Consider the following 22946-nt stretch of genomic DNA (forward strand, 5'->3'; position numbering starts at 1 on the left):
AATCGGGTTTATTTTTTGAAAAACGCATAGAGAACTGACGTGGCAAAAAATATTCAAGCCATTCGCGGCATGAACGATTACCTGCCAGCCGAAACGGCATTGTGGCAGCGTATTGAAAACAGCCTGAAACAGGTGCTCAGCAGCTACGGCTACAATGAAATTCGTTTGCCGATTGTCGAGCAAACGCCGCTGTTTAAGCGCGCTATCGGCGAAGTGACTGATGTCGTCGAAAAAGAGATGTATACCTTTGACGATCGCAATGGCGACAGCCTGACCCTGCGCCCGGAAGGGACGGCAGGCTGCGTCCGTGCCGGTATTGAGCACGGTATTCTCTATAATCAGGAACAGCGCCTGTGGTATGTCGGCCCGATGTTCCGCTACGAGCGTCCGCAGAAAGGGCGCTATCGCCAGTTCCATCAGTTGGGCTGTGAAGTGTTTGGTCTGCAAGGGCCGGATATTGATGCCGAACTGATCCTGATGACGGCTCGTTGGTGGCGTGTGCTGGGGATTGCCGATCACGTGAAGCTGGAACTGAACTCGATCGGTTCATTAGATGCGCGCGCGCGCTATCGCGAAGCGCTGGTTGCGTTCCTCGAACAGCATAAAGATCAGTTGGATGAAGACTGCCTGCGCCGGATGTACACCAACCCGTTGCGCGTTCTGGATACGAAAAATCCGCAAATTCAGGTGCTGCTGAACGACGCACCCGTGCTGACGGACTATCTGGATGACGAATCGCGTGAACACTTTGAGGCGTTGGGTGAACTTTTAACGCAGTCCGGTATCCCATATACCGTTAATCCGCGTCTGGTTCGTGGTCTGGATTACTATAACCGCACCGTATTTGAATGGGTCACCACCAGTCTGGGCGCGCAGGGCACGGTCTGTGCCGGTGGGCGTTATGATGGTATGGTGGAACAACTCGGCGGCCATGCGACGCCGGCGGTCGGTTTTGCGATGGGGCTGGAGCGTCTGGTACTGCTGGTGCAGTCGGTGAACCCGGATTTCAACGCGCAGTCAGGCGTAGATGCTTATCTGATTTCTTCCGGTGCTGGAACGCAGGTTGCCGCAATGCAACTGGCGGAGAAATTACGTGACGCGCTGCCGCAGTTGAAACTGATGACCAACTACGGCGGTGGCAACTTTAAGAAGCAATTCGCCCGTGCAGATAAATGGGGCGCACGCGTCGCATTGGTATTAGGCGAAAATGAAGTGGCGGCCGGTCAGGTTGTGGTTAAAAACCTGAGCAATGGCGAGCAGGATACATTGGCACAGGCCGACGTCGCATCGCGGCTGGCAACGTTACTGGATTGAGGAGAGAGACACCGTGGAAGTCTATACCACAGAGAATGAACAGGTTGATGCACTACGTCGTTTCCTCGCGGAGAACGGAAAGGCGTTAGTTGTCGGTGTTGTGTTGGGCGTCGGCGCTCTGGTTGGCTGGCGTTTTTGGCAAAGTCACCAAAATGACAGCGTGATGGCGGCATCTGCATCTTATCAGCAGGTGACGGAGCAATTGGCCGAAGGCAAAGCCGAGGCAATTGCGGCAACCGAGAAATTTACGGCTGAGAATAAAAACGCTTATGGCGCGCTGGCTTCTCTGGAACTGGCTCGTCATTACGTTGATCAGAAAGATTTTGCTAAAGCCGCACAGCAACTGGTACAAGCACAGTCGCAGACGAAAGACGCTGACTTGCTGGCGGTGGTGAATCTGCGTCTGGCGCGGATTCAGTTACAGGAAAACAAAGCGGATGACGCGCTGAAAACATTGGATGCCATCAAGCTGGAAGGCTGGGCGTCACAGGCGGCTGAAGTTCGTGGCGATATTCTGGCGAGCAAAGGGGATAATCAGGCTGCGCGTGATGCCTACAACAAAGGGTTGTCTTCCAATCCATCGCAGGCACAGCAAGCGTTACTGCGTATGAAACTGAATAACCTGTCCAGCTAAGAGGAATTCCATGCAATTGCGTAAAACACTTTTGGTAGGACTGGTTTCTGTTGCCCTGCTGAGCGGATGCTCGTTGTTTAACAGCGAAGAAGATGTCGTCACTATGTCTCCACTGCCGCAGGTGGAAAACCAGTTCACGCCAACCAAGGTGTGGAACAGCTCGGTTGGGAGTGGTATTGGCGAGTTTTATTCCAATCTTCACCCCGCATGGCAGGATAACCGCGTTTTTGCTGCCGATCGTCGTGGCACAGTGAAAGCGATGGATCTGAATGACGGCAAAGAAATTTGGCGTGCCGACCTGTCGGAGAAGACTAACTTCTTCTCTCGCAATAACCCAGCGCTGCTGTCCGGCGGCGTAACGGTTTCTGGCAACCATGTCTATGTCGGTAGTGAAAAGGCGCAGGTCTATGCGCTGAATGCAGAAGATGGTACGTCGGTATGGCAGACGAAAGTGGCAGGTGAAGCGCTGTCTCGCCCTGTCGTTAGCGACGGTGTGGTATTGATTCACACTGGCAACGGTATGTTGCAGGCATTGAATGAAGCGGATGGCTCCATCAAATGGAGCGTCAACCTGGATATGCCAACGCTGTCTCTGCGCGGCGAATCAGCCCCGACAACCGCATTTGGTGCGGCGATTGTGGGCGGTGACAACGGCCGTGTGAACGCCGTGATGATTAATCAGGGCCAGCTCATCTGGCAACAGCGTATTTCGCAGCCGAGTGGTGCGACCGAAATCGATCGTCTGAACGATGTCGACACGACGCCGGTTGTCGCGGGCGAAGTGGTTTACGCGTTGGGCTACAATGGCAACATGACCGCGCTGGATCTGCGTTCCGGTCAGATTCTGTGGAAACGTGAACTGGGCTCAGTGCATGATTTCATCATTGACGGCGACCGTATCTATCTGGTCGATCAGGACGATCGCGTTGTTGCATTGAATACTAACGGTGGCGTAAGCCTGTGGCGTCAAAGCGATCTGCTGCACCGCAACTTAACGGCCCCGGCGTTGTATAACGGTTATCTGGTGGTGGGTGATGCCGAAGGGTATCTGCACTGGCTGAATACGGCGGATGGTCGCTTCGTCGCGCAGCAAAAAGTGGACAGTTCTGGCTTCCTGAGCAAGCCTGTGATTGCCAGCGACAAGCTGCTGATTCAGGCGAAAAACGGTGACGTTTACGCGTTCACCCGCTAGGTAACCCCGATTGATGTGGAGCACAGCATTTTTGGATGTGCTCATATAACGGCTCCTGACACTATCAGGGGCCGTTTCGTCTTTTTATCGTCAGCGAGCGTTTCGCTGTAACGTATTGAAATATAAGTAATGAGGTTGTAACAATGATACCTGTCGTCGCGCTGGTCGGGCGCCCGAATGTGGGGAAATCCACGCTATTTAACCGCTTAACGCGCACTCGTGATGCATTGGTGGCGGATTTCCCTGGGCTGACTCGTGACCGCAAGTATGGTCGTGCAGAAGTGGAAGGGCACGAATTTATTATCGTTGATACCGGTGGGATCGACGGTACGGAAGATGGTGTGGAAACCCGCATGGCGGGTCAATCGCTGGTAGCGATTGAAGAAGCGGATATCGTGCTGTTCATGGTGGATGCCCGCGCGGGACTGATGCCTGCGGATGAAGGCATTGCCAAGCATTTGCGCAGCCGCGAAAAAACGACAGTGCTGGTGGCTAACAAAACCGACGGCCTTGACCCCGATATGGTCACGGCAGATTTCTACTCGCTCGGAATGGGCGAAGTGTACCCTATCGCGGCATCTCACGGCCGTGGAGTGACTTCATTGCTGGAAACGGTTCTGCTGCCGTTTGTACAGGATGGCATCGAAGAGCCGGTCGAGTTGACCGAAGAAGAAGAGAACGCGGCTTACTGGGCTGAATTAGAAGCGGAAGGGCAGGCCAGCGGAGAAGAAGCCGAAGACGATTTCAATCCTGAAGATCTGCCGATCAAACTGGCGATTGTCGGGCGTCCGAATGTGGGTAAGTCCACGCTGACTAACCGTATTCTGGGCGAAGAGCGCGTGGTGGTGTTCGACATGCCGGGCACGACGCGCGACAGTATCTACATCCCGATGGTACGCGACGAACGTGAATACATTCTGATTGATACTGCCGGGGTTCGTAAGCGCGGCAAAGTGACGGAAACGGTAGAAAAATTCTCCGTCATCAAGACGTTGCAGGCGATTGAAGATGCCAACGTGGTACTGCTGGTGATCGACGCGCGTGAAGGTATTTCCGATCAGGATCTCTCGCTGCTGGGCTTTATCCTCAATAGTGGGCGCTCACTGGTGATCGTGGTGAACAAGTGGGATGGCCTGTCGCAGGAAGTACGTGAACAGGTGAAAGAGACGCTGGATCTACGCCTCGGCTTTATCGACTTTGCCCGTATTCACTTCATTTCCGCGCTACACGGTAGCGGCGTGGGTAACCTGTTTGAGTCCGTCACCGAAGCCTATGCATGCGCCACCCGTCGCGTGAGCACGGCAATGTTGACCCGTATCATGCAAATGGCATCAGACGATCACCAGCCGCCACTGGTGCGTGGCCGTCGCGTGAAGCTGAAATATGCGCACGCCGGTGGCTACAATCCACCGATTGTGGTGATCCACGGTAATCAGGTGAAAGACCTGCCGGATTCTTACAAGCGTTATCTGATGAACTACTATCGTCGTTCGCTGGATGTAATGGGCACGCCGATTCGTATTCAGTTTAAAGAAGGGGAAAACCCTTTTGCAGACAAGCGCAACACGCTGACACCAAACCAGTTACGCAAGCGTAAGCGTTTGATGTCACACATTAAAAAAGGTAAGTGATGTATTAACGGGGCGAATAGTGATATTCGCCCCGTTTTGTCATAGACGAAGCCTGCTTAACAAAACCAATAATCATCAAGGAAAGTCATGTCCTGGGAAACCTGGAGTTTTGCATTCAACGTCACGATGCCTAATGTGCTGATGTTGTTGATAGGTATTGCGCTACGCAAGCTCAACCTGCTGAATGATGCGTTTTGTGATACGGCAATGCGGGTGGTATTTAATCTTTCTCTTCCCTGTCTGTAATGCCAGTCAGTTAAGCAACTGACTGGCATTTTTTCTCAGCTTTTCGATATTTATAAGGTCTCTCTTTCACCACTCTCGGAAAGGCTCTTTCCCTTCTTATCGGCAGCTTCACCATCTGCCCCATACTTTCCAGATCTCGCAGTAGCTCAGGGATACGACCCGGCGATGCGCCCTGAAGCGTCATCAACATTCTCATGACCAGCCCGCAGGATTCTGAGAAGCTCAGCTGATTTGGCCAGTAACCTTTCAGTTGACTGGCCATTTTAATCATCTGATAACGCACCAGATTATACGCCAGCAGCACACCCCATAACTCCTGCTCCACAAGTTCCGGTTTTTTGCTTCTCAGTGTCAGTCTGCTCAGTTGCATTGTCTGTTTGATTTCACGGTAACCCAACTCGATTTCCCAACGGTGACTGTAAAGCTCAACCATTTCACCTCCCGGATAACGCATGCCATCGGTCATCGAGGTCAGTAACTGATAGGTTTTGCCTTTACGGCTATAGGTCAGTAATCGGGCTGTCACTTCTGTACTCAGTCCCGGCCATTTTTTGCGGGATTGTGGCGTCGTTTTCAACTGTACCAGATGATCGCCTTTTCCCAGTTTCCGGACCTCCTCGTAACGGGTACCTTTCTTAAGCGGTATCATCCAGTGTCGGTGTTCTCCCGCACGCTTCCAGGCATTCAGTAACCCTAATGAGTAATACCCTTTATCGAGCAGCGTCAGCGTATTATCTGCGGTCTGGTCTATCAGTTGCTCAGCCAGGGTATATTCGCTGTCTTTCATCGTACCGAAGGCTGCGGCGGTTATCAGATGGCTGGTCAGCTCCATCTGACAGACCATTTTGACCTGCGGGTAGGGGCCAGGTTGGCCGCAGTAAGTCTGGCGCGGGAAGGCGGCATCATTTTCAGGTGTTTCCTGTGTGCGCCAGACGACGCCATCCATCGCCAGTAACGTCAATCCACACCAGTGAGGATGTGCCACAGCGTTGTGCCACAAGTGAGCAGTGTGCGTGAACACCCGTCGAACGGCATCACTTCCGAGTCGCTGGCGGGCCTGGATAACCGCGCTGGGAGCAACAAAGGGACGGTTACCGGGCAGCATAATATCCAGCCGATTGACAATCTGATGAAGCGGCTCCTTACGTTCAAGCGCCATGCCGACAATGCACCAGACCATCATTTCGAGAGGAAGACGGCGTTTACGCAGGGTGACCACGCCGGACTCAGCAAGGCAACGAGCAATAAGTTCTGGGTCAAGAAAGTCGCCAAGAGAAGTCAAAGGGTTACGGGTCGAGTCGTAACGTGAAACGAGGTCGATGGCCTGAGAAATACGCATAAAAAAATCCGGAAATGAAGAACATTTCCGGATTCTTACACAGCTATTGGATCGTTCAACTGATCCTTAACTGATCAGCATTACTTCCCTGTCTGCTGTTTTTTAGTGTTGCAGGCAATCACCAGTCTTTCGCGAGTCAGTGGCCGCTGGTGGTGTATGGCACGGTAGGGACATTGGCGACATTTCTGCTGTTGGAAATCGCAGCAGTGAAGTTGGTCAAGGATCCAAAGGAACGCGGCATCTTTGTGCAAGGTGGGTTCCGTTCGAATACCGGTGTAATGGGGCTGGCGTTTGCAATGAGCGCCTATGGCGATGAAGGCATCGCGATTGGCTCACTGTATTTGATGGTGACGGTCATTATGTTTAACGCTCTGTCTGTCATTACGCTGACGCGCAGCTTGCAGCGGCAATCACCTGAACAGAAGATTCCGGTAAGCCAATTGCTGCGGGGCATTGTGACCAATCCGCTGATTATCGGTCTGCTTCTTGGCGCGGCCTATGGGCAAAGCCAACTGCCGATGCCTGGCGTCATTAAGCAGACCGGTGGCTTTATTTCTTCAATGGCGCTGCCGCTGGCGCTGCTATGTGCCGGAGCCAGTCTGGAGTGGCGCAGTATGTTCCGTTCGTCCAATGTTGCCGTGCTGGCTTCGGTGGCGAAGATATTGGTGGTGCCGGGGTTGCTCACGTTGGGTGGATGGCTGGTTGGATTTCGCGGTGTTGAGCTGGGGATTATCTTTCTGTTTTCTTCAACGCCAACCGCAGCAGGTAGCTATGCCATGACTCGCGCGATGGGCGGAAACGCCACGCTGGCAGCGAATATTATCGGATTGACGACAGTTGGCGCGTTTTTCATGATTGCCATTGGGCTGTATGTGCTGCGTTCACTCGGTGTGATTTAACGTCTGACACCGTTCGTTATTGATAGCAAAATGGAGGAGAAAAGATGGATGCACATTGTCCTGATTGTCACCACGTGATGCTGTGGCAGCCTGATGGTTCATTCCGATGTGAAGAGTGCCAACAGCGTTATCTGCGTGAGACTGCGTGCCCTGAATGTAAGCGCTTGCTTCAGGAGCTGAAAGCCTGTGGGGCGGTGGATTACTTCTGCCAGCAGCACGGGATGATTTCCAAACGGCGGGTTGTGTTTAGCTATTTACCTGCTGATTAAGCCTATTGGCTACTCCTGTACGCCATTGCGCCACAGCTCGGTCAGCTCTGGTGGCGCGCGGTCTTCGGGGATCAGCAAAATGACATCGGCATACTGATTCTGCTGTGGGTGACGGTAGCTGATGTGGATACGGTAATAGAATTGGTCGCCACGACCTGGGCCATCTGGTTCGCCGGGTTCGCGAGCCTGAGGAAAGGCATTACGGACCGCATGACAAATGCGATCCCGTTCGGATGGCGGCACGCTGGCGAGCGCGAAGCGTCGCGGCCCCGCCAGCTTGGGGATCCAGGCGAATCCCCCTTCACGCGCCAGCTCAATGATGGCGTCCTCGTTGAGCTCCGGCAACGTCTTCATAAGAACTCCTGACGAACCTCCACGCCCACGGTTTCCCACGACTGCATGACGATGTCGGCAACGGTGTGGTTAAAACGCTTGGCGGCATGTTGAATGGTATGGCGCGCGAAAATCTCGAAGTCTGCATTTTGCGGCAGCGCTTTATCGCAGAGTGTGTCGTACCAGATGCGACCGGCTTTTTCCCAGGAATGCCCGCCCAGCGCGATGGATGTCAGATAGAATGCCCGGTTGGGAATGCCTGAGTTCAGGTGAACGCCGCCGTTGTCTTCGCGTGTGTTCACATATTCGCTCATATGAGAGGGCTGAGGATCGATACCCAACAATTCATCATCATACGCCGTGCCCGGCTGAGACATCGAGCGTAGCGCCATGCCGCGAATGCCGTCTGCCAGCAGTTCGGCACCGATGAGCCAATCGGCTTGCTCCGCGGTTTGACCTAAATGGTACTGTTTGACCATGGAACCAAAGACATCAGACAGCGATTCATTTAACGCACCGGACTGGCGGAAATAAATCAGTCCGGCTTCGTTTTCGGTAATGCCGTGAGTGAGTTCATGTGCGATCACATCAAGCGCAATCGTGAAGCGATTAAATATTTTGCCGTCACCATCCCCGAATACCATTTGTTGCCCGTTCCAGAAGGCGTTCTGGTAATCCTGACCATAATGCACCGTGCCCGTCAGAGACAGCCCCTCAGCGTCCAGCGAATTGCGTTGGAAAATCTTCCAGAAAAAATCATAGGTGATGCCCAGATAGTTGTAGGCTTCATCGACGGCGATATCACCGTTGCTGTGCTGGCCTTCCGCACGTACCTGCTTGCCGGGCAACTGTTGCTGCTGTTCGGCATCGTGGATGCTGCGATTAGCCTGTTCGGCGGGTAACTTCTCATGGGGTTCTGGCCGACGATTATGGCTGACCATTAATGACTGAACGTGCATCAGCGTTTGTTGCGCGCAGTGGCGCTGTTCGTCTGTGCCGTTTGCAATAATGCGATGCAAAATATAAGGGGGAATTACGCTACAAATCGGTCTGGACTTCATACCTCATCTCCTTGAAAACGCTCATCAGGGGTAACACAGACGATCAACAAAGTTCACTGTCTTGTCTCTAATCCGCTTCATCATGCAGAGGCCGGAACCCGTATGGTGAAAACGGTTAATATAAATTAGTGAACTGGAAATGAGTATAGTTCAGATACCGGGGGCAAGAATGGGGGTGCACCGTCGTTTTAGGATAAATCCCCATTCAACGCTTTTGATGACGAACGCCCTATTTTGGTGTCCGGGATGAGGATTTTCTCTGCTTTTTCATGGAGTCTGGATTCGGTGCCAGCGTCGTGACCTGACTTTCTACCCAGCCGTCCTGCAAACGGGTTTTCAGCGTTTCACCGGGGGTGATTTGTGTGACGTTTTTTAATACCTTACCGTCTGAGGCGGTGGTGACGTTATAGCCGCGTGCCAGCGTTGCTAGCGGACTTACGCTCTCCAGCCTTGAACTGGCGATACCCAGCTTCTGTTTGTTTTGATTTAACTGGCGTTCCACCGCGCTTTGCATTTGGTAGCTCAACTGCTGCAAACGCTGCTGCGCCCGATGAATACGGGCCTGCGGTTGTTGTTGCATCAGACGCTGTTGTAAGCGTTCACTTCGGCGTGAGGTCTGTCGAAGTTGCTGCTGCATGGCGTCATCCAGCCGCTGACGCAGTTTGACCAACTGTGCCTGCTGACGTGCCAGCCGCAACTGCGGGTGCTGCTGCTGTAAACGGTGGTGCAGACGGGTAAAGTCTCGGTTGCGCCGGGCAAGGTAATAATCCATCGCCATTTCCAGACGCTGACGCTGGGACTGTATCTGGCGCAATAGCTCCAGTTGGTTACGGCTCACTAACTCGGCAGCAGCGGACGGCGTGGGCGCGCGCAGGTCGCCGACGAAATCAGCGATGGTGACATCGGTTTCATGGCCGACGGCGCTGACGATAGGAATGTGGCTGGCGAAGATGGCACGAGCCACCCGTTCATCATTAAAGCTCCACAGATCTTCCAGCGAACCGCCGCCGCGCCCGACGATTAACACATCACACTCATCTCTCTGGTTAGCCAGCTCGATGGCGCGAACAATCTGTAGCGGCGCGTCCGCGCCTTGCACTGACGTGGGATACACGATCACCGGCAGCGACGGATCGCGGCGCTGCAATACCTGTAAAATATCGTGCAGGGCGGCACCGCTGGTTGACGTAATTACGCCGACCTGTCTGGCGGGAGAGGGGAGCACTTGCTTAAACTGCTGGTCGAACAGCCCTTCTGCGGTGAGTTTCTGCTTGAGCTGTTCAAACTGCTGCTGCAACAGACCGTCGCCGGCAGGCTGCATACTTTCCGCCAGCAACTGATAGTCGCCACGCGGTTCATACAGCGTAATGGTGGCGCGAATCAGTACCTGTTGGCCGTTTTGCGGACGGAACGTCACCCTGCGGTTGCTGGTGCGGAACATCGCGCAGCGCACCTGCGCACGCTCGTCTTTCAGCGTGAAATACCAGTGGCCGGATGAGGGCTGAGAGAGGTTGGAGATTTCGCCGGAGAGCCAAATCTGGCCCATTTCCATTTCCAACAGTTGTCTAACCGTCTGATTCAGGCGGCTAACGGTAAAAATTGCAGAGGAGGGAAATTGAGACATTGTGAGCCAGATCAAATTTTAAAACAGTCACTTAATTGATCGATACTACCTACCTGAAACAGGTAATCAAGCATTTTAGTAAAATAATGCTGGAGGCAACCGATTACGCTCTGTATAATGCCACGGCAATATTTTATCTATTCTTACATCCACCTTGGTGAGATATTGCCCATGCTACGTATCGCTAAAGAAGCACTGACGTTTGATGACGTCCTCCTGGTTCCCGCTCATTCTACTGTTCTGCCTAACACTGCCGATCTGTCCACGCAGTTGACGAAAAACATCCGCCTGAACATTCCTATGCTGTCCGCAGCGATGGATACCGTTACCGAATCTGGTCTGGCTATTGCGCTGGCGCAGGAAGGCGGTCTGGGCTTTATTCACAAAAATATGTCGATTGAGCGCCAGGCTGAAGAAGTGAGCCGCGTGAAAAAACACGAAAGCGGCGTTGTGGTTGATCCACAGACCGTGACTCCAGAAACGACGCTGCGTGAAATGAAAGATCTGACCGAGCGTAACGGCTTTGCTGGCTATCCTGTCGTGGCAAAAGACAACGAACTGGTCGGTATCATCACTGGTCGTGACGTGCGTTTTGTTACCGATCTCGAAAAACCGGTTAGCGCGTTCATGACGCCGAAAGAGCGTCTGGTCACTGTCAAAGAAGGCGAAGCGCGCGATATCGTGCTGCAAAAAATGCACGAAAAACGTGTCGAAAAAGCCTTGGTCGTTGACGACAAATTCCACCTGATCGGCATGATCACGGTAAAAGATTTCCAGAAAGCAGAACGTAAACCGAACGCCTGTAAAGACGAACACGGTCGTCTGCGCGTAGGCGCAGCGGTTGGCGCAGGTGCGGGTAACGAAGAGCGCGTTGATGCGTTGGTTGCCGCAGGCGTTGACGTTCTGCTGATCGACTCCTCACACGGCCATTCCGAAGGCGTATTGCAGCGTATTCGTGAAACGCGTGCGAAATACCCGAACCTCGAAATTATCGGCGGTAACGTCGCGACGGGCGCAGGTGCGAAAGCGCTGGTTGAAGCAGGCGTTAGTGCAGTCAAAGTGGGTATCGGCCCGGGCTCTATCTGTACGACGCGTATCGTGACTGGCGTAGGTGTACCGCAGATTACGGCGATCTCCGATGCGGTTGAAGCGCTGGAAGGCACGGGCATTCCGGTCATCGCCGACGGTGGTATCCGTTTCTCTGGCGACATCGCTAAAGCCATCGCCGCAGGCGCAGCCTGTGTCATGGTCGGTTCCATGCTGGCGGGTACGGAAGAATCCCCGGGCGAAATCGAACTGTATCAGGGGCGTTCATTCAAATCTTACCGCGGTATGGGGTCATTGGGTGCGATGTCCAAAGGTTCATCAGACCGTTACTTCCAGACCGATAACGCGGCCGACAAACTGGTGCCGGAAGGTATTGAAGGCCGCGTAGCCTATAAAGGTCGCCTGAAAGAGATCGTTCACCAGCAGATGGGCGGCTTGCGCTCCTGTATGGGGCTGACCGGCTGCGCGACTATCGATGCGCTGCGCACGCAGGCTGAGTTTGTACGCATCAGCGGCGCGGGCATTCAGGAAAGCCACGTTCACGACGTTACCATTACTAAAGAGTCACCGAACTACCGTATGGGTTCATAAGGTGATTTAACGCGATAAACCCTGTACTATTTTGCGCCGCTCTGCCTTTGCGTAAGGCCGAGCGGCCAGATGGGTTTACTTTTTTCTTTCGCTTTTGTCTTTTGCTTTTTGGAACATGCTCCTCATGACTCAAAACATTCATCAACACCGCATTCTTATTCTGGATTTCGGCTCGCAGTACACGCAACTGGTGGCACGTCGCGTGCGTGAACTGGGCGTTTACTGTGAACTGTGGGCATGGGATGTCACGGAAGCGCAGATTCGCGGGTTTAATCCGAACGGGATCATCCTGTCCGGCGGCCCGGAAAGCACCACCGAGTTTGGCAGCCCACGTGCGCCAGAATACGTGTTCAACGCTGGCGTACCGGTATTAGGCGTGTGTTACGGCATGCAGACGATGGCGATGCAACTGGGCGGCCACGTTGAAGGTTCCAACGAGCGTGAGTTTGGTTATGCGCAGGTAGAAGTGAAGACCGAGAGCGCGCTGGTGCGTGATATTCAGGATGCGTTGAGCGCCGCAGGTGCACCGCTGCTGGATGTCTGGATGAGCCACGGCGACAAAGTGACGGCAATCCCAGAAGGGTTTGAGACTGTTGCGAGTACCGATACCTGTCCGTTTGCCATCATGGCGAACGAAGAAAAACGTTTTTACGGCGTGCAGTTCCACCCGGAAGTGACGCACACCCGCCAGGGCCAGCGCATGCTGGAGCGTTTTGTCCGTGACATCTGCCAGTGTGAAGCACTATGGACGCCCGCCAAGATTATCGACGATGCGGTGACCCGTATTCGTGAGCAGGTCGGCAACGACAAAGTGATTCTGGGTCTGTCTGGCGGCGTGGATTCTTCTGTGACCGCGATGCTGCTGCACCGCGCGATTGGCGACCGCCTGACCTGCGTGTTTGTCGATAACGGCCTGCTGCGCCTGAATGAAGCCGATCAGGTGCTGGAAATGTTCGGCGATCATTTCGGTCTGAACATTGTGCATGTGGCAGCGGAAGATCGCTTCCTGAGCGAACTGGCTGGCGAAAATGATCCAGAAGCCAAGCGTAAGATCATCGGTCGCGTGTTTGTTGAAGTGTTCGATGAAGAAGCCAGCAAGCAAGCCGAAGTGAAATGGCTGGCGCAAGGCACCATCTACCCAGACGTGATCGAATCCGCGGCATCTGCCACGGGCAAAGCGCACGTGATCAAGTCCCACCACAACGTAGGTGGCTTGCCGAAAGAGATGAAGCTGGGTCTGGTTGAGCCGCTGAAAGAGCTGTTCAAAGACGAAGTGCGTAAGATCGGTCTGGAACTGGGTCTGCCGTACAACATGCTGTACCGCCATCCGTTCCCGGGCCCTGGTCTGGGCGTGCGCGTACTGGGTGAAGTGAAGAAAGAATATTGCGACCTGCTGCGTCGTGCGGATGCGATCTTCATCGAAGAACTGCACAAAGCTGACCTATACAACAAGGTTAGCCAGGCATTCACCGTCTTCCTGCCAGTCCGTTCCGTGGGCGTGATGGGCGATGGCCGTAAATACGATTGGGTTGTCTCGCTGCGTGCGGTAGAGACCATCGACTTTATGACCGCGCACTGGGCACACCTGCCATACGATTTCTTAGGCCGCGTCTCCAACCGCATCATCAACGAAGTCGACGGCATCTCCCGCGTCGTTTACGACGTATCGGGTAAGCCACCGGCCACGATTGAGTGGGAATAATCCTGCGCTGAAATAGTGTTGTGCTAAACAGCAAAAACCCGCGTGACTGCGGGTTTTTTTACGTCTTTCTGCGCTCTTGAGTGACTGATATTTTTAGTTATTGTGAGTATAGGGAATCAGTCGAACGCCTGCGGCTCTGGTGATTTCGGTGAGCGTCGTCAGCGTCGGGTTGCCATTTTCAGACAATGTTCTGTACAGTTGTTGGCGAGACAGTCCCGATTTTTTGGCTATTTCGCCCACTCCGCCACGCGCTTCAACAACACGGCGTAATGCTGTCAGGAATGCCGCGATGCCACCTTCCTCATAAATATCCTCTAGTGCTGTCTGGAGGTATATTTCTGCGTATTCAGGATTTTCTCGTAGTTCCGCAACCATTGCATCATCGTGGCTAATGGCTTTTTCGAATGTAGTGGATTGGGTGATGATTGCCATAATGTTACCTCTTTTGATAATCCCGCCAGTATCGCACCGCTTTATCTAAATCTTTGCTTTGGCTTGATTTATCGCCACCGGTGAAGAGCAAAATCATCTTATCGAAGTCCTTAGTCCTTTAATTTTTGTAACTTAAAAACGACAGTTCTGCAAGGATGCCTTCGAGCGTATTGGTACATCAGGCTTTGGAACTAAGTTTTTTATTTACGAATAGGGGGCGGTTTCGTGCGTGATAGGTAATGAATGCCCTGTTGCACAAGCACGCCTTGTCGGGTGTGTGATGAAATGACAGAGAAATACGGCGGTTATCACGAACGAAACTTTTGTACCTATTCACATAATAGATAGCCAGAGTCATAACGCTCGTCTAACGCCTTGAAAGATGTGACTCATCGTCCGTGGTCTTACTCATCACAAAGCGCGATCCTGCCCACACGGAAATCAAAAAGGGTTTTTGATAGGTGGAGGGAAATGGAATGAATCACACTGATTGGCACCCGGCGGATATCATCGCGGGATTACGGAAGAAAGGGACGACGCTGGCGGCGGTTTCCAGAGCGGCGGGGCTGGCGTCATCTACGTTGGCGAATGCGCTCACCAGACATTGGCCGAAAGGAGAACGCTTGATTGCCGAAGCGATGCGGAAAAGGCCGGAAGAGATTTGGCCGTCGCGTTATTCAGGCGTGAAGTGAGGGCGGGGAGTAGGGTAGAAAAAGGTGAAAGCGCTATTCCTCGATGTAATGTTGTTCACTTAAACATGGATTTAGGGGGAAACGCGGTGATGAGGTTTCCGCAGGGATACCTCGCACCGTGGTAGCCCCCGGTATCTCGATCTTTAAACGATCGGCATTACATTCATCGATGGCGCTTTTTCATGTCAGTCGTAAGCCCTATCGTGCAATGAAATCACGCAAACACGACTTTAACGCTATTAATCTTGAGTGCTAACGCTTTTCCTGTTGCTTCAAAATCTCCGTCTTAAGCACATCTACCTCCTTGCCGTTGATCGTAGCGGTAGCGGCGGTGACCTGATATTCCAAATCGTGGAACTGGCAAAAATCGGATTGGTACTGCGGGAGCAGGGCTGATTCCTGGGAAAAAATGAATTTTTCTCCCATCATTCCAACATCAAGGCTACTCGATCCAAAAGGCGGGAAGGCGAGTGTTTGTTCGGCCGAAGCGCCTTCACTATTTTTGAGTCGCAGCGTGGCGCGAAAATTGGCGACTTCGCCTAATTTATTCGTATTGATAGAGAAATTCAGCTCGCATTTATAGGGATTATTATTTCCACCGTATGGGCTAGATTCATGCTTTAACATTATCGTGAAATAAACAGAATGTCGGGAAAATAATTTCCCGATTTACAGTCCGGCGAATTTAAACGGTGTAGCGGGCTTAAAGTGCTCTGAAGCTTGACCAGAATAGATGGTGCTTTGGTTTGGCCCTAACTCTAACTTGCTAGCGTTGTTTCCACGCGGCGCAAAGTCAATTTTTTTCAAATCAACCCAAAAGATATTGGGGGAGACGGCAGATTCAAAGAAATATTGTAGCGATTTATGGTCGACAACGGTACGCCAGCGTGTTGAAGCGATATTTGGCATGTTCGGTAACGAATAACCATAAGGAACGGAGGCATTACGTATAATACTGAATGCGGTGGCTAAATCCGCTTTATCTTTCTCTATTTTACTTTTCTCTGCGACCCCAGGAATAAGTTTATTAGGGGCAACATTATCCACATAGAATGACGCGCGAACAAAGCGATCGGCAGCGCGGTTTGTTCCCGGTAGCATCACATTGCCACCGATCTGATCCCAATAGGCATTCAGCGTTAACTGTTGATCGAAGGTGGGAGAATTGGTCATCACCTGATAGTCTTTACTATGATGAATGACTTGTTTGCCATCGATATATTCAATAATCGCACTGTCGCCAGATGAATCAGATAAAGAAAGATGGAGTGTCGCATCCCGATGCTGCCCTTCTACAGGTTTAGTGACGACAATGAATTTCTCCTGCTGTAATGATTTTACAGCCTCATCAACGGTGGCAAAATTATCCAGCACGTATTGTGCCCAGGCGGCGACGCTTAAGCCCGGTTTTTTTGCTGTCGGTGCAGTTTTGGGATATTCAGACTCTGCCAGCCAGAGTACGTTTGCTGCTAACCCTTTTTCATTAACGCCATCAGTAGTGGAAGCCATGTTCTCTTTGCTATCAAAAGCAGAGGCAATCACACTGCCATATTTTGACGTCCATTCCAGAGAATGTGGGCCTGCGGCACCAGAGCGCTTTAATTCTCGAGGGAAAATCCACAGGTTGGTCTCGGTATCATCGGCCCAGTCCATGGAACGGGCGGTAATGGGATAATCGGGGTTATTTTGATCCTTATAAACAAGCCGTGTGCAGGCGAGTGAAACCGCTGACCCTAGCGTTAATGCTGCTAATGACAGCGCGCATACCGTAGACTTAAGATGCTTATTATTTTTTATCATTTAATTTCTCCACGTTTATTCTCAGAGGGGCGTAGATTCACTAATCCTAGTGCTGATTATAGTCAGTGATTTATTTATGGGAGGCGGTGGTCTAAAAATAAATATAACGATACGTGCTGATTAATTTATTTCTAATAATTAAATGAGAATACGATTTTTTTGGTGGTTTTTTTATTTGCAATACCGTCTCACAGTAGATCAAATTTTGTATAGAACGCTGAGACGGTGATTGCTGTACCCACGCAACGTAAAAATAGGTCAATATTTCACCTGCTATCTTAACCTTACCGACAACTGGCAGTAAACTGACGGAATGCTTTTTTGACCGATTTTCACTGTGGGCGCTCGTCCGCAGGCGTATCGATTCCGTTCCATCTCTTTTCTGTGAGCTAGCTGGCCTATGACGTACCTCAAATTCTTGGGGATTGGGTTTATTTGTGTGCTGTTGCTGTCTTTTTGGCAAAGCTGGGCGCAGTCAACGCGTAACGGTGAAACGTTTAGCGGGCAAAGCTGGTGGTCTGCCAAACGTGATTCTTCCGGCTTAGCGCCGAACCCTGTGCAATTTCGCCAAACGGCTATCGTGCAGGTTTATGCTGCACCGACTTACGGCTGGAGGGGACTGGTAGCCGTGCATCCGTGGATCATTTTCAAGAACGCGGGGGAAACCCAATATCGTCGCTATGAAGTGGTGAGCTGGGGGAGCGATAACGTTGTCCGCCTGAACCGTTCGGCGGCGGATGCATATTGGTACGGGGCGATGCCGAAACTGTTGGCGGAACACCGTGGCGACAAGGCGGAAGCCATGATTCCGCAGATTGAGGCTGCGATTAAAAGCTATCCGTGGCCAAAGACTTACCACGCTTGGCCGGGGCCGAATAGCAATACGTTTCTCGCACACATTGGCCGCGAAGTGCCTGCTCTCAAGCTGGACATGCCAGCTAATGCCATTGGTAAGGATTACCGCCCGATCACGCGTCCGGTTGGACTGTCGCCATCGGGAAGCGGCGTGCAGATCTCGCTGTTAGGCGTGCTGGGTATCACGATGGGGGTTGAAGAGGGCATCGAAGCCAATATTTTGGGGCTGAACATGGGCGTGGATATGAACCCGCCAGCGCTGCGCTTGCCTTTTGTTGGCCGTCTCGGCTATGAAAAAACGGGCCGCGAAGAAGGCTAAGCGTAGCATCTCTTCCTTACGTTCCGCATTGTCGCAGGTGTGTCAGCAGATTGGCGACTTCGGGTTGCAGAATCGCGCCGGATTTCACGCCCAGCCAGAGCTGGCGTGAAGCCCACTCGTCGGTGAGATTGATGGCGCGTAACCCGGTTCCCAGCACTTCCGGGCGAATCGCGCCCTCCGGCAAGACGCTGATCCCCAGTCCCGCTTCTATCATCCGGCAAATACCGTCAAAGCTGCTGAGCTGAACCCGCAGGCGCAGCACTCTCCCTCGTTCATCCGACGCATCTCTCAGCTGTTTCAGCAGAGAGCTGCCGCTATTGAGGCTGACGTAATCGTAGTGCAATGTGTCGTTAAAGCTCACTTCTGACCGTGCGGAAAGCGGATGTTGAGGAGGAACGAGAACAACCAGCTTGTCCTGACGGTAAGGAATCTTCTCGACGCCCTGTGAGCCGACGTTGTCCGCGAAGATGCCGATATCCGCTTCCCCATCGCCAGCGCTGTCACCACGGTTTTACTGAGCTTTTCCTCCAGGTTAATACGGATGAGTGGGCGGGTCTGGAGGAATGATGCCAGATCCTGTGGAAGAAACTGAATAACCGCCGAGGTATTGGCCCACATATGTACGTGGCCGCGCACGCCAACGGCGTAGTCGTCCATTTCGCCGTCTGGGCAACCTGCAAAAAGATGCGGAGCGACTGAAGGTCAAAATGCGCAGGATTAATCATGATGTATTGAGAGTCCTCAGCAGAGCGGGAAACCAGCACAATAGCTGGCAGTTTGATTCCGCGCAGCATGTCGTCACATGTCTTATGTCAATCTATACGTTAACACAGTTGGAGGTTTTCCTGACAGGAAAGGGTTATTGACTATTCAGGGATTATCAAGATGCGGCTCTGCGCCTAGGATGACGTTGTCCTCTCTCTTTTTACCTTACGGGTTACCTGGTTACGTTATGTTTAGCTTAATGATGTTCAGCGATATGTTGTTGTGTTTGCTTTTGGGGATTGGGCTGGGGTTTTGCGGAGGCATGTTGGGGATCGGCGGTGGGCTTATTGCGATTCCTATTCTGGGTGTGCTCTTTGGGATGGATCAGCATATGGCACAGGGAACTGCGTTAGTGATGATTACGCCTAACGTGCTGATTGGTTTTCTACGCTATCGCCAACGTAACCGTATTGATACGCGAGTCGCATTAACTATGTGCGCTTTTGCGACGGGGTCTGCCTACCTTGCCGCTCACATTGCGTCATCGATTGATGTTCACCACCTCCAGCGCGCTTTCGCCACTTTCCTGCTGGTGCTGGCGGCGTACTATATGTGGCAGTGGTATAACAAGAAGCGCAGCAAAAAGCCTGAGATTGTGTTGTCGCCCAAATATCTGCCGTTGATTGGCGTGGCGAGTGGGTTTATGTCCGGTATTTTTACCGTTGGCGGTGGTCTGGTGGTGGTGCCAGTGCTGGTGACACTCTTTGCCTTTGCGCAAACGCAGGCGCAGGGCATGGCGTTGATTCTCGTGATTCCGGGGGCGCTGGCGGCGCTACTGTCTTATTCGCAGGCGGGTAATGTTGACTGGAGTATCGGTTTACCACTGTCGCTGGGGGGGATCATCAGTGTGTCCTGGGGGGTCGCTGTTGCTCACAAACTTCCGGTCGCTTATTTGCGCCGCGCGTTTTGTCTTATGCTGGTCGGTGTGGGTATCACTATGCTGGTGCTGAGATAATGGCGTGAGACATCATCGTTATCGCTCTTAATTCCTATTTATTCCTTTAAATAGAGAGGCATTCGTCCTAAAGTTTTCAGCGCTTTCTCCATTGATATAAAGAAAATAAAACGGGATAGCGTAGTGCTATCCCGTTTATATACAGAACGTCGTTTACATTGACAGATCAATCACCATGCGACCTGTGATTTTCCCACCTTTCATTTCAGCGAAAATGGCGTTGATGTCTTTCAGCGGGCGACGCGTCACCTTCGGTTTCACTTTCCCTTCGGCTGCAAACTGAAACGCTTCTTTCAGATCTTCACGCGTACCGACCAGCGATCCCAAGACCTGAATGCCATCCAGCACCAGACGTGGAATATTCAGATCCATGGATTCCGGCGGCAGACCGACGGCGACAATTCGCCCGCCCGCGCGAACGGCATCGACCGCGGAGTTAAATGCCGCACGCGCCACGGCAGTGACCACGGCCGCATGCGCACCACCTACGTTTTCCTGAATGATTTTGGCGGCATCGTCTTTGGCTGGATTGATGACCAGATCTGCGCCCATCTCTTTAGCAAAGGCCAGTTGGGCGTCGTTGACATCAATCGCGATGACCTTCGCGTTAAAGACGTTTTTGGCGTATTGCAGCGCCAGGTTGCCCAACCCGCCCAGCCCATAAATGGCGATCCACTGTCCTGGCTTGATTTGCGAGACCTTCACCGCTTTGTAGGTTGTCACGCCCGCGCAGGTAATGCTGCTGGCGGCAGCAGAATCCAGGCCATCCGGCACTTTTACCGCGTAATCGGCAACGACGATACATTCTTCAGCCATCCCGCCATCAACGGAGTAGCCCGCATTTTTTACTTTGCGACACAGGGTTTCATTACCGCTATTACAATATTCACAGTGGCCACAGCCCTGATAGAACCAGGCGACGCTAGCACGATCGCCGGGCTTCAGTGATGTTACGCCAGGGCCCACTTCTTTGACGATACCGATGCCTTCATGACCCAGTGTAATGCCGGTAACATCGCCAAAGTCCCCGTCTTTGACGTGCAGATCGGTATGGCACACGCCGCAACATTCCATTTTCAGCAGGGCTTCTCCGTGCTGGAGGGGGCGCAGTTTTTTGTCCTGAATTTCAACGGAATGATCTTTCGTTACGATGGCTGCTTTCATTCGTCTTCCTTTTACTGAATGTGTTGTGGGGGTAATGTATTTTGTTCTACCTATAAAAGGGTACACGCTGGCCGACGAGTTGATTAATCAGGAAGTGTTTAATTTTGTTACAAAATGATAGATGGTTGGCGAGTGAGTCATGGTGAGGGGAATATCATTTTCAGTAGCTTTTATGATGATTAAGAAAGCGGTGCGTTCGTGCGACCGTGTATTGGTTCGGGCTAAAGGGGTTTTTCTTTCGGCTCAGTAGCCCATTCCACTTTGCCTGTACCGGTGTTTTTAGTCTGCTAAAGTGCGATATCCACGCGTTTCATAACGTGCTCTGTGGTGTTTTTACCCGCGCCAATGCTGACAGAAAGGTGGTTCATATTCTTGATAATGATTTTGTTCGCGTATTTTTAATACCGGTCTTGCCTTCCTGCATACAGAATAATTGTGAACTCTTCGCCCCCGATTCGAGTTGCCACGACCTCACTGTTATCGAAACGGGAAAGAATATGGCCGAACTTACTTAATATGTCATCGCTTTTTGTATCGCCATATTTATCATTAATGACTTTGAAATTATCGATGTCGATAATAAATAGCGCGTTTTCGCGTCGAGTTTTTTAATTCATTAATAAAAATCGATGATTAGGGCGTTGAGTCAGTTCACCGCTAAATGACTGTATTCTGGCTTCGACATATTTGTTATTGATAATAAAATCGTGGTTATATTCTTTGAAAGGCATTGCGGATCTCCTCTTGCATCACCTCAAAAGTCGACGCCCGATCGCTCAGGCGTCTTTACCGATTAAAAATCGGCTTTCAGTACGACGCGGTAACGGGCTTTGCCGTCACGCACGTGCTGGATAGCTTCATTGATTTTCGACATCGGGAATAGCTCCGTTTGCGGTTTAACTTTGGCACGAGCGGCGAGTTTCATCAGAGAACGAAGCTCATGCGGCGAGCCAGTAGAAGAGCCGGAAACGCTGCGGTCGCCTGCGATGAGCGTAAAGGCTGGAACGCTAAATGGCTTCATCACTGCACCGACGGTATGGAATTTGCCGTTATAGGCGAGCGCGTTGAAGTAAGGTTGCCATTCCAGATCGACACTCACGGTGTTGATGATGAGATCGAACTGGCCTGCCAGTGCGGTCAGCGCCTGCGGGTCACGACTGTTGACGACCTTATCGGCACCCATCGCTAATACTTCCTGCTCTTTGGCTGGATTCGAGCTGAATGCCGTGACTTCACAACCCATCGCGTGCAGGAGTTTAATCGCGATATGCCCCAGTCCACCGATGCCGATCACACCGACGCGGCTGGTTGCGGTGACATGGTGCATTAACAGCGGTTTGAATACGGTGATGCCGCCACACAGCAACGGACCTGCTGATTCGATATCAATGGACTCAGGAAGCGGGATCGCCCACTGCCAGTTTGCGCGAATCTTATCGGCGAAACCGCCTTTATTCAGGATGGTTGGTACGCTGCCTTGCTGGCAGTTGGTTTGGCTGCCGCTGATACAGGCATCGCAGTGCCCACAGCTACGTGCCGTCCAGCCAATACCAACGCGCTGACCAATCTTTAGTCCCTTGTTTTTCGCCGCATCGCCCAGTGCGTGAACGCGGCCAATCACTTCATGCCCGGCAACCAGCGGATAGCTCGACATGCCCCATTCGTTATCGATCATCGACAGATCGGAATGGCATACGCCGCAATAATCAACCACGACTTCGACGTCTTCCGCATGCAGTTCACCCGCATCAAACTCATACAACTCCAGCGCTGCGCCTGCTTCCGGTGCGGCATAACTCTTGATTATCGTCATCACAATCTCCTCAGTATGGGTTTGATTAACCAGTCTAAAGGGTTATGGCGTTTTTCTCTATGTCACAACGTGCCTGTGGTTTTTCATTTTGTGTCGGGGAGAGTCGTACGGGCGATGGCTTGCTTTACTGGCGTCACTTACTTATGCTGCGAAGTCTAAGTACATGACTCGGGGTGCCCTTCTTTGTGAAGGCTGAGAAATACCCGTACCACCTGATCTGGATAATGCCAGCGTAGGGAAGTCACGGTATGCCCCACCGGTTGCCGCCT

At 52.2% G+C, this 22946-nt stretch carries 22 protein-coding genes, 2 pseudogenes and 1 riboswitch; of the genes and pseudogenes, 12 read left to right on the forward strand and 12 right to left on the reverse strand.

Annotation, left to right across the window (positions count from 1 at the left end; translation table 11 throughout):
* The first annotated feature begins 39 nt into the window (after positions 1-39).
* The 5 genes and pseudogenes from hisS to O1Q74_RS05775 all read left to right on the forward strand — a co-directional run.
* Positions 40-1314 carry a histidine--tRNA ligase gene (gene hisS / locus O1Q74_RS05755; RefSeq protein ID WP_271876942.1) on the forward strand — a complete coding sequence of 425 codons (1275 nt, stop codon included), beginning with the start codon at positions 40-42 and terminating at the stop codon, positions 1312-1314.
* Positions 1315-1327: 13 nt separating this feature from the next.
* Complete coding sequence (locus O1Q74_RS05760; protein WP_271876945.1) at positions 1328-1948, forward strand: YfgM family protein; 621 nt, start codon at positions 1328-1330, stop codon at positions 1946-1948.
* Positions 1949-1958: 10 nt separating this feature from the next.
* Entirely contained in the window at positions 1959-3140 is a 1182-nt protein-coding gene (bamB, locus tag O1Q74_RS05765; RefSeq protein WP_271876947.1) for an outer membrane protein assembly factor BamB, read from the forward strand.
* A gap of 143 nt (positions 3141-3283) precedes the next feature.
* Positions 3284-4771, forward strand: a complete 1488-nt coding sequence (gene der, locus O1Q74_RS05770) for a ribosome biogenesis GTPase Der (protein ID WP_271876950.1) — start codon at positions 3284-3286, stop codon at positions 4769-4771.
* Positions 4772-4858: 87 nt separating this feature from the next.
* Positions 4859-5014: pseudogene (locus tag O1Q74_RS05775) on the forward strand (AEC family transporter); the annotation flags it as partial.
* A 13-nt stretch (positions 5015-5027) separates the two neighbouring features.
* Here the strand turns inward: O1Q74_RS05775 and O1Q74_RS05780 are convergent.
* On the reverse strand, positions 5028-6356 hold the full coding sequence (locus O1Q74_RS05780; protein WP_271874802.1) for an IS4 family transposase: 1329 nt from the start codon (positions 6354-6356) through the stop codon (positions 5028-5030).
* An 83-nt stretch (positions 6357-6439) separates the two neighbouring features.
* Here O1Q74_RS05780 and O1Q74_RS05785 point away from each other — a divergent pair.
* Positions 6440-7255: pseudogene (locus O1Q74_RS05785) on the forward strand (AEC family transporter); the annotation flags it as partial.
* A 44-nt stretch (positions 7256-7299) separates the two neighbouring features.
* Entirely contained in the window at positions 7300-7524 is a 225-nt protein-coding gene (locus tag O1Q74_RS05790; protein ID WP_271876953.1) for a zinc ribbon domain-containing protein, read from the forward strand.
* 9 nt (positions 7525-7533) lie between these two features.
* On the opposite strand, the gene O1Q74_RS05795 is transcribed toward O1Q74_RS05790, so the two are convergent.
* From O1Q74_RS05795 to xseA, 3 genes are all read right to left on the reverse strand, one after another.
* Positions 7534-7878, reverse strand: coding sequence for a protealysin inhibitor emfourin (locus O1Q74_RS05795; RefSeq protein WP_271876956.1), 345 nt, complete (start codon positions 7876-7878; stop codon positions 7534-7536).
* Positions 7875-8918 carry a M4 family metallopeptidase gene (locus O1Q74_RS05800; protein ID WP_271876959.1) on the reverse strand — a complete coding sequence of 348 codons (1044 nt, stop codon included), beginning with the start codon at positions 8916-8918 and terminating at the stop codon, positions 7875-7877. The genes O1Q74_RS05795 and O1Q74_RS05800 overlap by 4 nt, the downstream gene beginning before the upstream one ends.
* A 229-nt stretch (positions 8919-9147) precedes the next feature.
* The gene (gene xseA, locus O1Q74_RS05805; RefSeq protein ID WP_271876962.1) at positions 9148-10542 is read right to left on the reverse strand and encodes an exodeoxyribonuclease VII large subunit; all 1395 of its coding nucleotides are present in this window, start codon (positions 10540-10542) and stop codon (positions 9148-9150) included.
* A gap of 171 nt (positions 10543-10713) precedes the next feature.
* Here xseA and guaB point away from each other — a divergent pair, with 171 nt between their 5' ends.
* Complete coding sequence (gene guaB / locus O1Q74_RS05810; RefSeq protein WP_271876965.1) at positions 10714-12180, forward strand: IMP dehydrogenase; 1467 nt, start codon at positions 10714-10716, stop codon at positions 12178-12180.
* Positions 12181-12304: 124 nt separating this feature from the next.
* Positions 12305-13882 carry a glutamine-hydrolyzing GMP synthase gene (gene guaA / locus O1Q74_RS05815; RefSeq protein ID WP_271876967.1) on the forward strand — a complete coding sequence of 526 codons (1578 nt, stop codon included), beginning with the start codon at positions 12305-12307 and terminating at the stop codon, positions 13880-13882.
* A gap of 93 nt (positions 13883-13975) precedes the next feature.
* Here the strand turns inward: guaA and O1Q74_RS05820 are convergent, their stop codons facing one another.
* Positions 13976-14314 carry an addiction module antidote protein gene (locus O1Q74_RS05820; protein ID WP_109224869.1) on the reverse strand — a complete coding sequence of 113 codons (339 nt, stop codon included), beginning with the start codon at positions 14312-14314 and terminating at the stop codon, positions 13976-13978.
* 476 nt (positions 14315-14790) lie between these two features.
* Between O1Q74_RS05820 and O1Q74_RS05825 the strand changes: the two genes are divergently transcribed.
* Positions 14791-15006 (forward strand): helix-turn-helix domain-containing protein, encoded by a 216-nt coding sequence (locus tag O1Q74_RS05825; RefSeq protein WP_271876972.1) that lies wholly within the window; start codon positions 14791-14793, stop codon positions 15004-15006.
* 252 nt (positions 15007-15258) lie between these two features.
* On the opposite strand, the gene O1Q74_RS05830 is transcribed toward O1Q74_RS05825, so the two are convergent.
* Both O1Q74_RS05830 and O1Q74_RS05835 read right to left on the reverse strand, forming a co-directional pair.
* Positions 15259-15633 (reverse strand): hypothetical protein, encoded by a 375-nt coding sequence (locus O1Q74_RS05830; RefSeq protein ID WP_271876974.1) that lies wholly within the window; start codon positions 15631-15633, stop codon positions 15259-15261.
* Positions 15634-15675: 42 nt separating this feature from the next.
* A complete protein-coding gene (locus tag O1Q74_RS05835) occupies positions 15676-16806 on the reverse strand; it encodes a linear amide C-N hydrolase (protein WP_271876976.1) in 1131 nt (376 codons plus the stop codon).
* A 400-nt stretch (positions 16807-17206) separates the two neighbouring features.
* Between O1Q74_RS05835 and O1Q74_RS05840 the strand changes: the two genes are divergently transcribed.
* On the forward strand, positions 17207-17980 hold the full coding sequence (locus O1Q74_RS05840) for a DUF3750 domain-containing protein (protein WP_271876979.1): 774 nt from the start codon (positions 17207-17209) through the stop codon (positions 17978-17980).
* A gap of 16 nt (positions 17981-17996) precedes the next feature.
* Here O1Q74_RS05840 and O1Q74_RS05845 read toward each other — a convergent pair whose 3' ends face one another.
* Positions 17997-18455 (reverse strand): LysR substrate-binding domain-containing protein, encoded by a 459-nt coding sequence (locus tag O1Q74_RS05845; RefSeq protein ID WP_334311404.1) that lies wholly within the window; start codon positions 18453-18455, stop codon positions 17997-17999.
* Positions 18338-18637 (reverse strand): hypothetical protein, encoded by a 300-nt coding sequence (locus O1Q74_RS05850; RefSeq protein ID WP_271876981.1) that lies wholly within the window; start codon positions 18635-18637, stop codon positions 18338-18340. Before O1Q74_RS05850 ends, O1Q74_RS05845 begins: the two co-directional genes overlap by 118 nt.
* A 295-nt stretch (positions 18638-18932) precedes the next feature.
* Here O1Q74_RS05850 and O1Q74_RS05855 point away from each other — a divergent pair, with 295 nt between their 5' ends.
* The gene (locus tag O1Q74_RS05855) at positions 18933-19700 is read left to right on the forward strand and encodes a sulfite exporter TauE/SafE family protein (protein WP_271876984.1); all 768 of its coding nucleotides are present in this window, start codon (positions 18933-18935) and stop codon (positions 19698-19700) included.
* A gap of 153 nt (positions 19701-19853) precedes the next feature.
* Here the strand turns inward: O1Q74_RS05855 and adhP are convergent, their stop codons facing one another.
* From adhP to ahr, 3 genes are all read right to left on the reverse strand, one after another.
* Positions 19854-20864, reverse strand: coding sequence for an alcohol dehydrogenase AdhP (gene adhP / locus O1Q74_RS05860; protein ID WP_271876986.1), 1011 nt, complete (start codon positions 20862-20864; stop codon positions 19854-19856).
* Positions 20865-21262: 398 nt separating this feature from the next.
* Positions 21263-21445, reverse strand: coding sequence for a diguanylate cyclase domain-containing protein (locus O1Q74_RS05865; protein WP_334311405.1), 183 nt, complete (start codon positions 21443-21445; stop codon positions 21263-21265).
* A 212-nt stretch (positions 21446-21657) separates the two neighbouring features.
* On the reverse strand, positions 21658-22677 hold the full coding sequence (gene ahr / locus O1Q74_RS05870; protein WP_271876988.1) for an NADPH-dependent aldehyde reductase Ahr: 1020 nt from the start codon (positions 22675-22677) through the stop codon (positions 21658-21660).
* Positions 22678-22836: 159 nt separating this feature from the next.
* Positions 22837-22933, forward strand: a riboswitch (TPP riboswitch).
* The last annotated feature ends 13 nt before the right edge of the window (positions 22934-22946 follow it).

Origin of the sequence: Pectobacterium sp. A5351, assembly GCF_028335745.1 — a bacterium.
In the GTDB taxonomy this organism is placed as follows: Bacteria; Pseudomonadota; Gammaproteobacteria; order Enterobacterales; family Enterobacteriaceae; genus Pectobacterium.

Excerpts from the sequence above, each read along its gene's own strand:
- der (WP_271876950.1), top strand. The coding sequence starts at position 3,284 with ATGATACCTGTCGTCGCGCTGGTCGGGCGCCCGAATGTGGGGAAATCC.
- O1Q74_RS05820 (WP_109224869.1), bottom strand. The coding sequence starts at position 14,314 with ATGGCAATCATCACCCAATCCACTACATTCGAAAAAGCCATTAGCCAC.
- xseA (WP_271876962.1), bottom strand. The coding sequence starts at position 10,542 with ATGTCTCAATTTCCCTCCTCTGCAATTTTTACCGTTAGCCGCCTGAAT.
- O1Q74_RS05855 (WP_271876984.1), top strand. The coding sequence starts at position 18,933 with ATGTTTAGCTTAATGATGTTCAGCGATATGTTGTTGTGTTTGCTTTTG.
- O1Q74_RS05795 (WP_271876956.1), bottom strand. The coding sequence starts at position 7,878 with ATGAAGACGTTGCCGGAGCTCAACGAGGACGCCATCATTGAGCTGGCG.
- O1Q74_RS05780 (WP_271874802.1), bottom strand. The coding sequence starts at position 6,356 with ATGCGTATTTCTCAGGCCATCGACCTCGTTTCACGTTACGACTCGACC.
- guaA (WP_271876967.1), top strand. The coding sequence starts at position 12,305 with ATGACTCAAAACATTCATCAACACCGCATTCTTATTCTGGATTTCGGC.
- guaB (WP_271876965.1), top strand. The coding sequence starts at position 10,714 with ATGCTACGTATCGCTAAAGAAGCACTGACGTTTGATGACGTCCTCCTG.
- ahr (WP_271876988.1), bottom strand. The coding sequence starts at position 22,677 with ATGACGATAATCAAGAGTTATGCCGCACCGGAAGCAGGCGCAGCGCTG.
- O1Q74_RS05830 (WP_271876974.1), bottom strand. The coding sequence starts at position 15,633 with ATGTTAAAGCATGAATCTAGCCCATACGGTGGAAATAATAATCCCTAT.
- O1Q74_RS05790 (WP_271876953.1), top strand. The coding sequence starts at position 7,300 with ATGGATGCACATTGTCCTGATTGTCACCACGTGATGCTGTGGCAGCCT.
- O1Q74_RS05825 (WP_271876972.1), top strand. The coding sequence starts at position 14,791 with ATGAATCACACTGATTGGCACCCGGCGGATATCATCGCGGGATTACGG.
- O1Q74_RS05800 (WP_271876959.1), bottom strand. The coding sequence starts at position 8,918 with ATGAAGTCCAGACCGATTTGTAGCGTAATTCCCCCTTATATTTTGCAT.
- O1Q74_RS05850 (WP_271876981.1), bottom strand. The coding sequence starts at position 18,637 with ATGGACGACTACGCCGTTGGCGTGCGCGGCCACGTACATATGTGGGCC.
- O1Q74_RS05840 (WP_271876979.1), top strand. The coding sequence starts at position 17,207 with ATGACGTACCTCAAATTCTTGGGGATTGGGTTTATTTGTGTGCTGTTG.
- adhP (WP_271876986.1), bottom strand. The coding sequence starts at position 20,864 with ATGAAAGCAGCCATCGTAACGAAAGATCATTCCGTTGAAATTCAGGAC.
- O1Q74_RS05835 (WP_271876976.1), bottom strand. The coding sequence starts at position 16,806 with ATGATAAAAAATAATAAGCATCTTAAGTCTACGGTATGCGCGCTGTCA.
- bamB (WP_271876947.1), top strand. The coding sequence starts at position 1,959 with ATGCAATTGCGTAAAACACTTTTGGTAGGACTGGTTTCTGTTGCCCTG.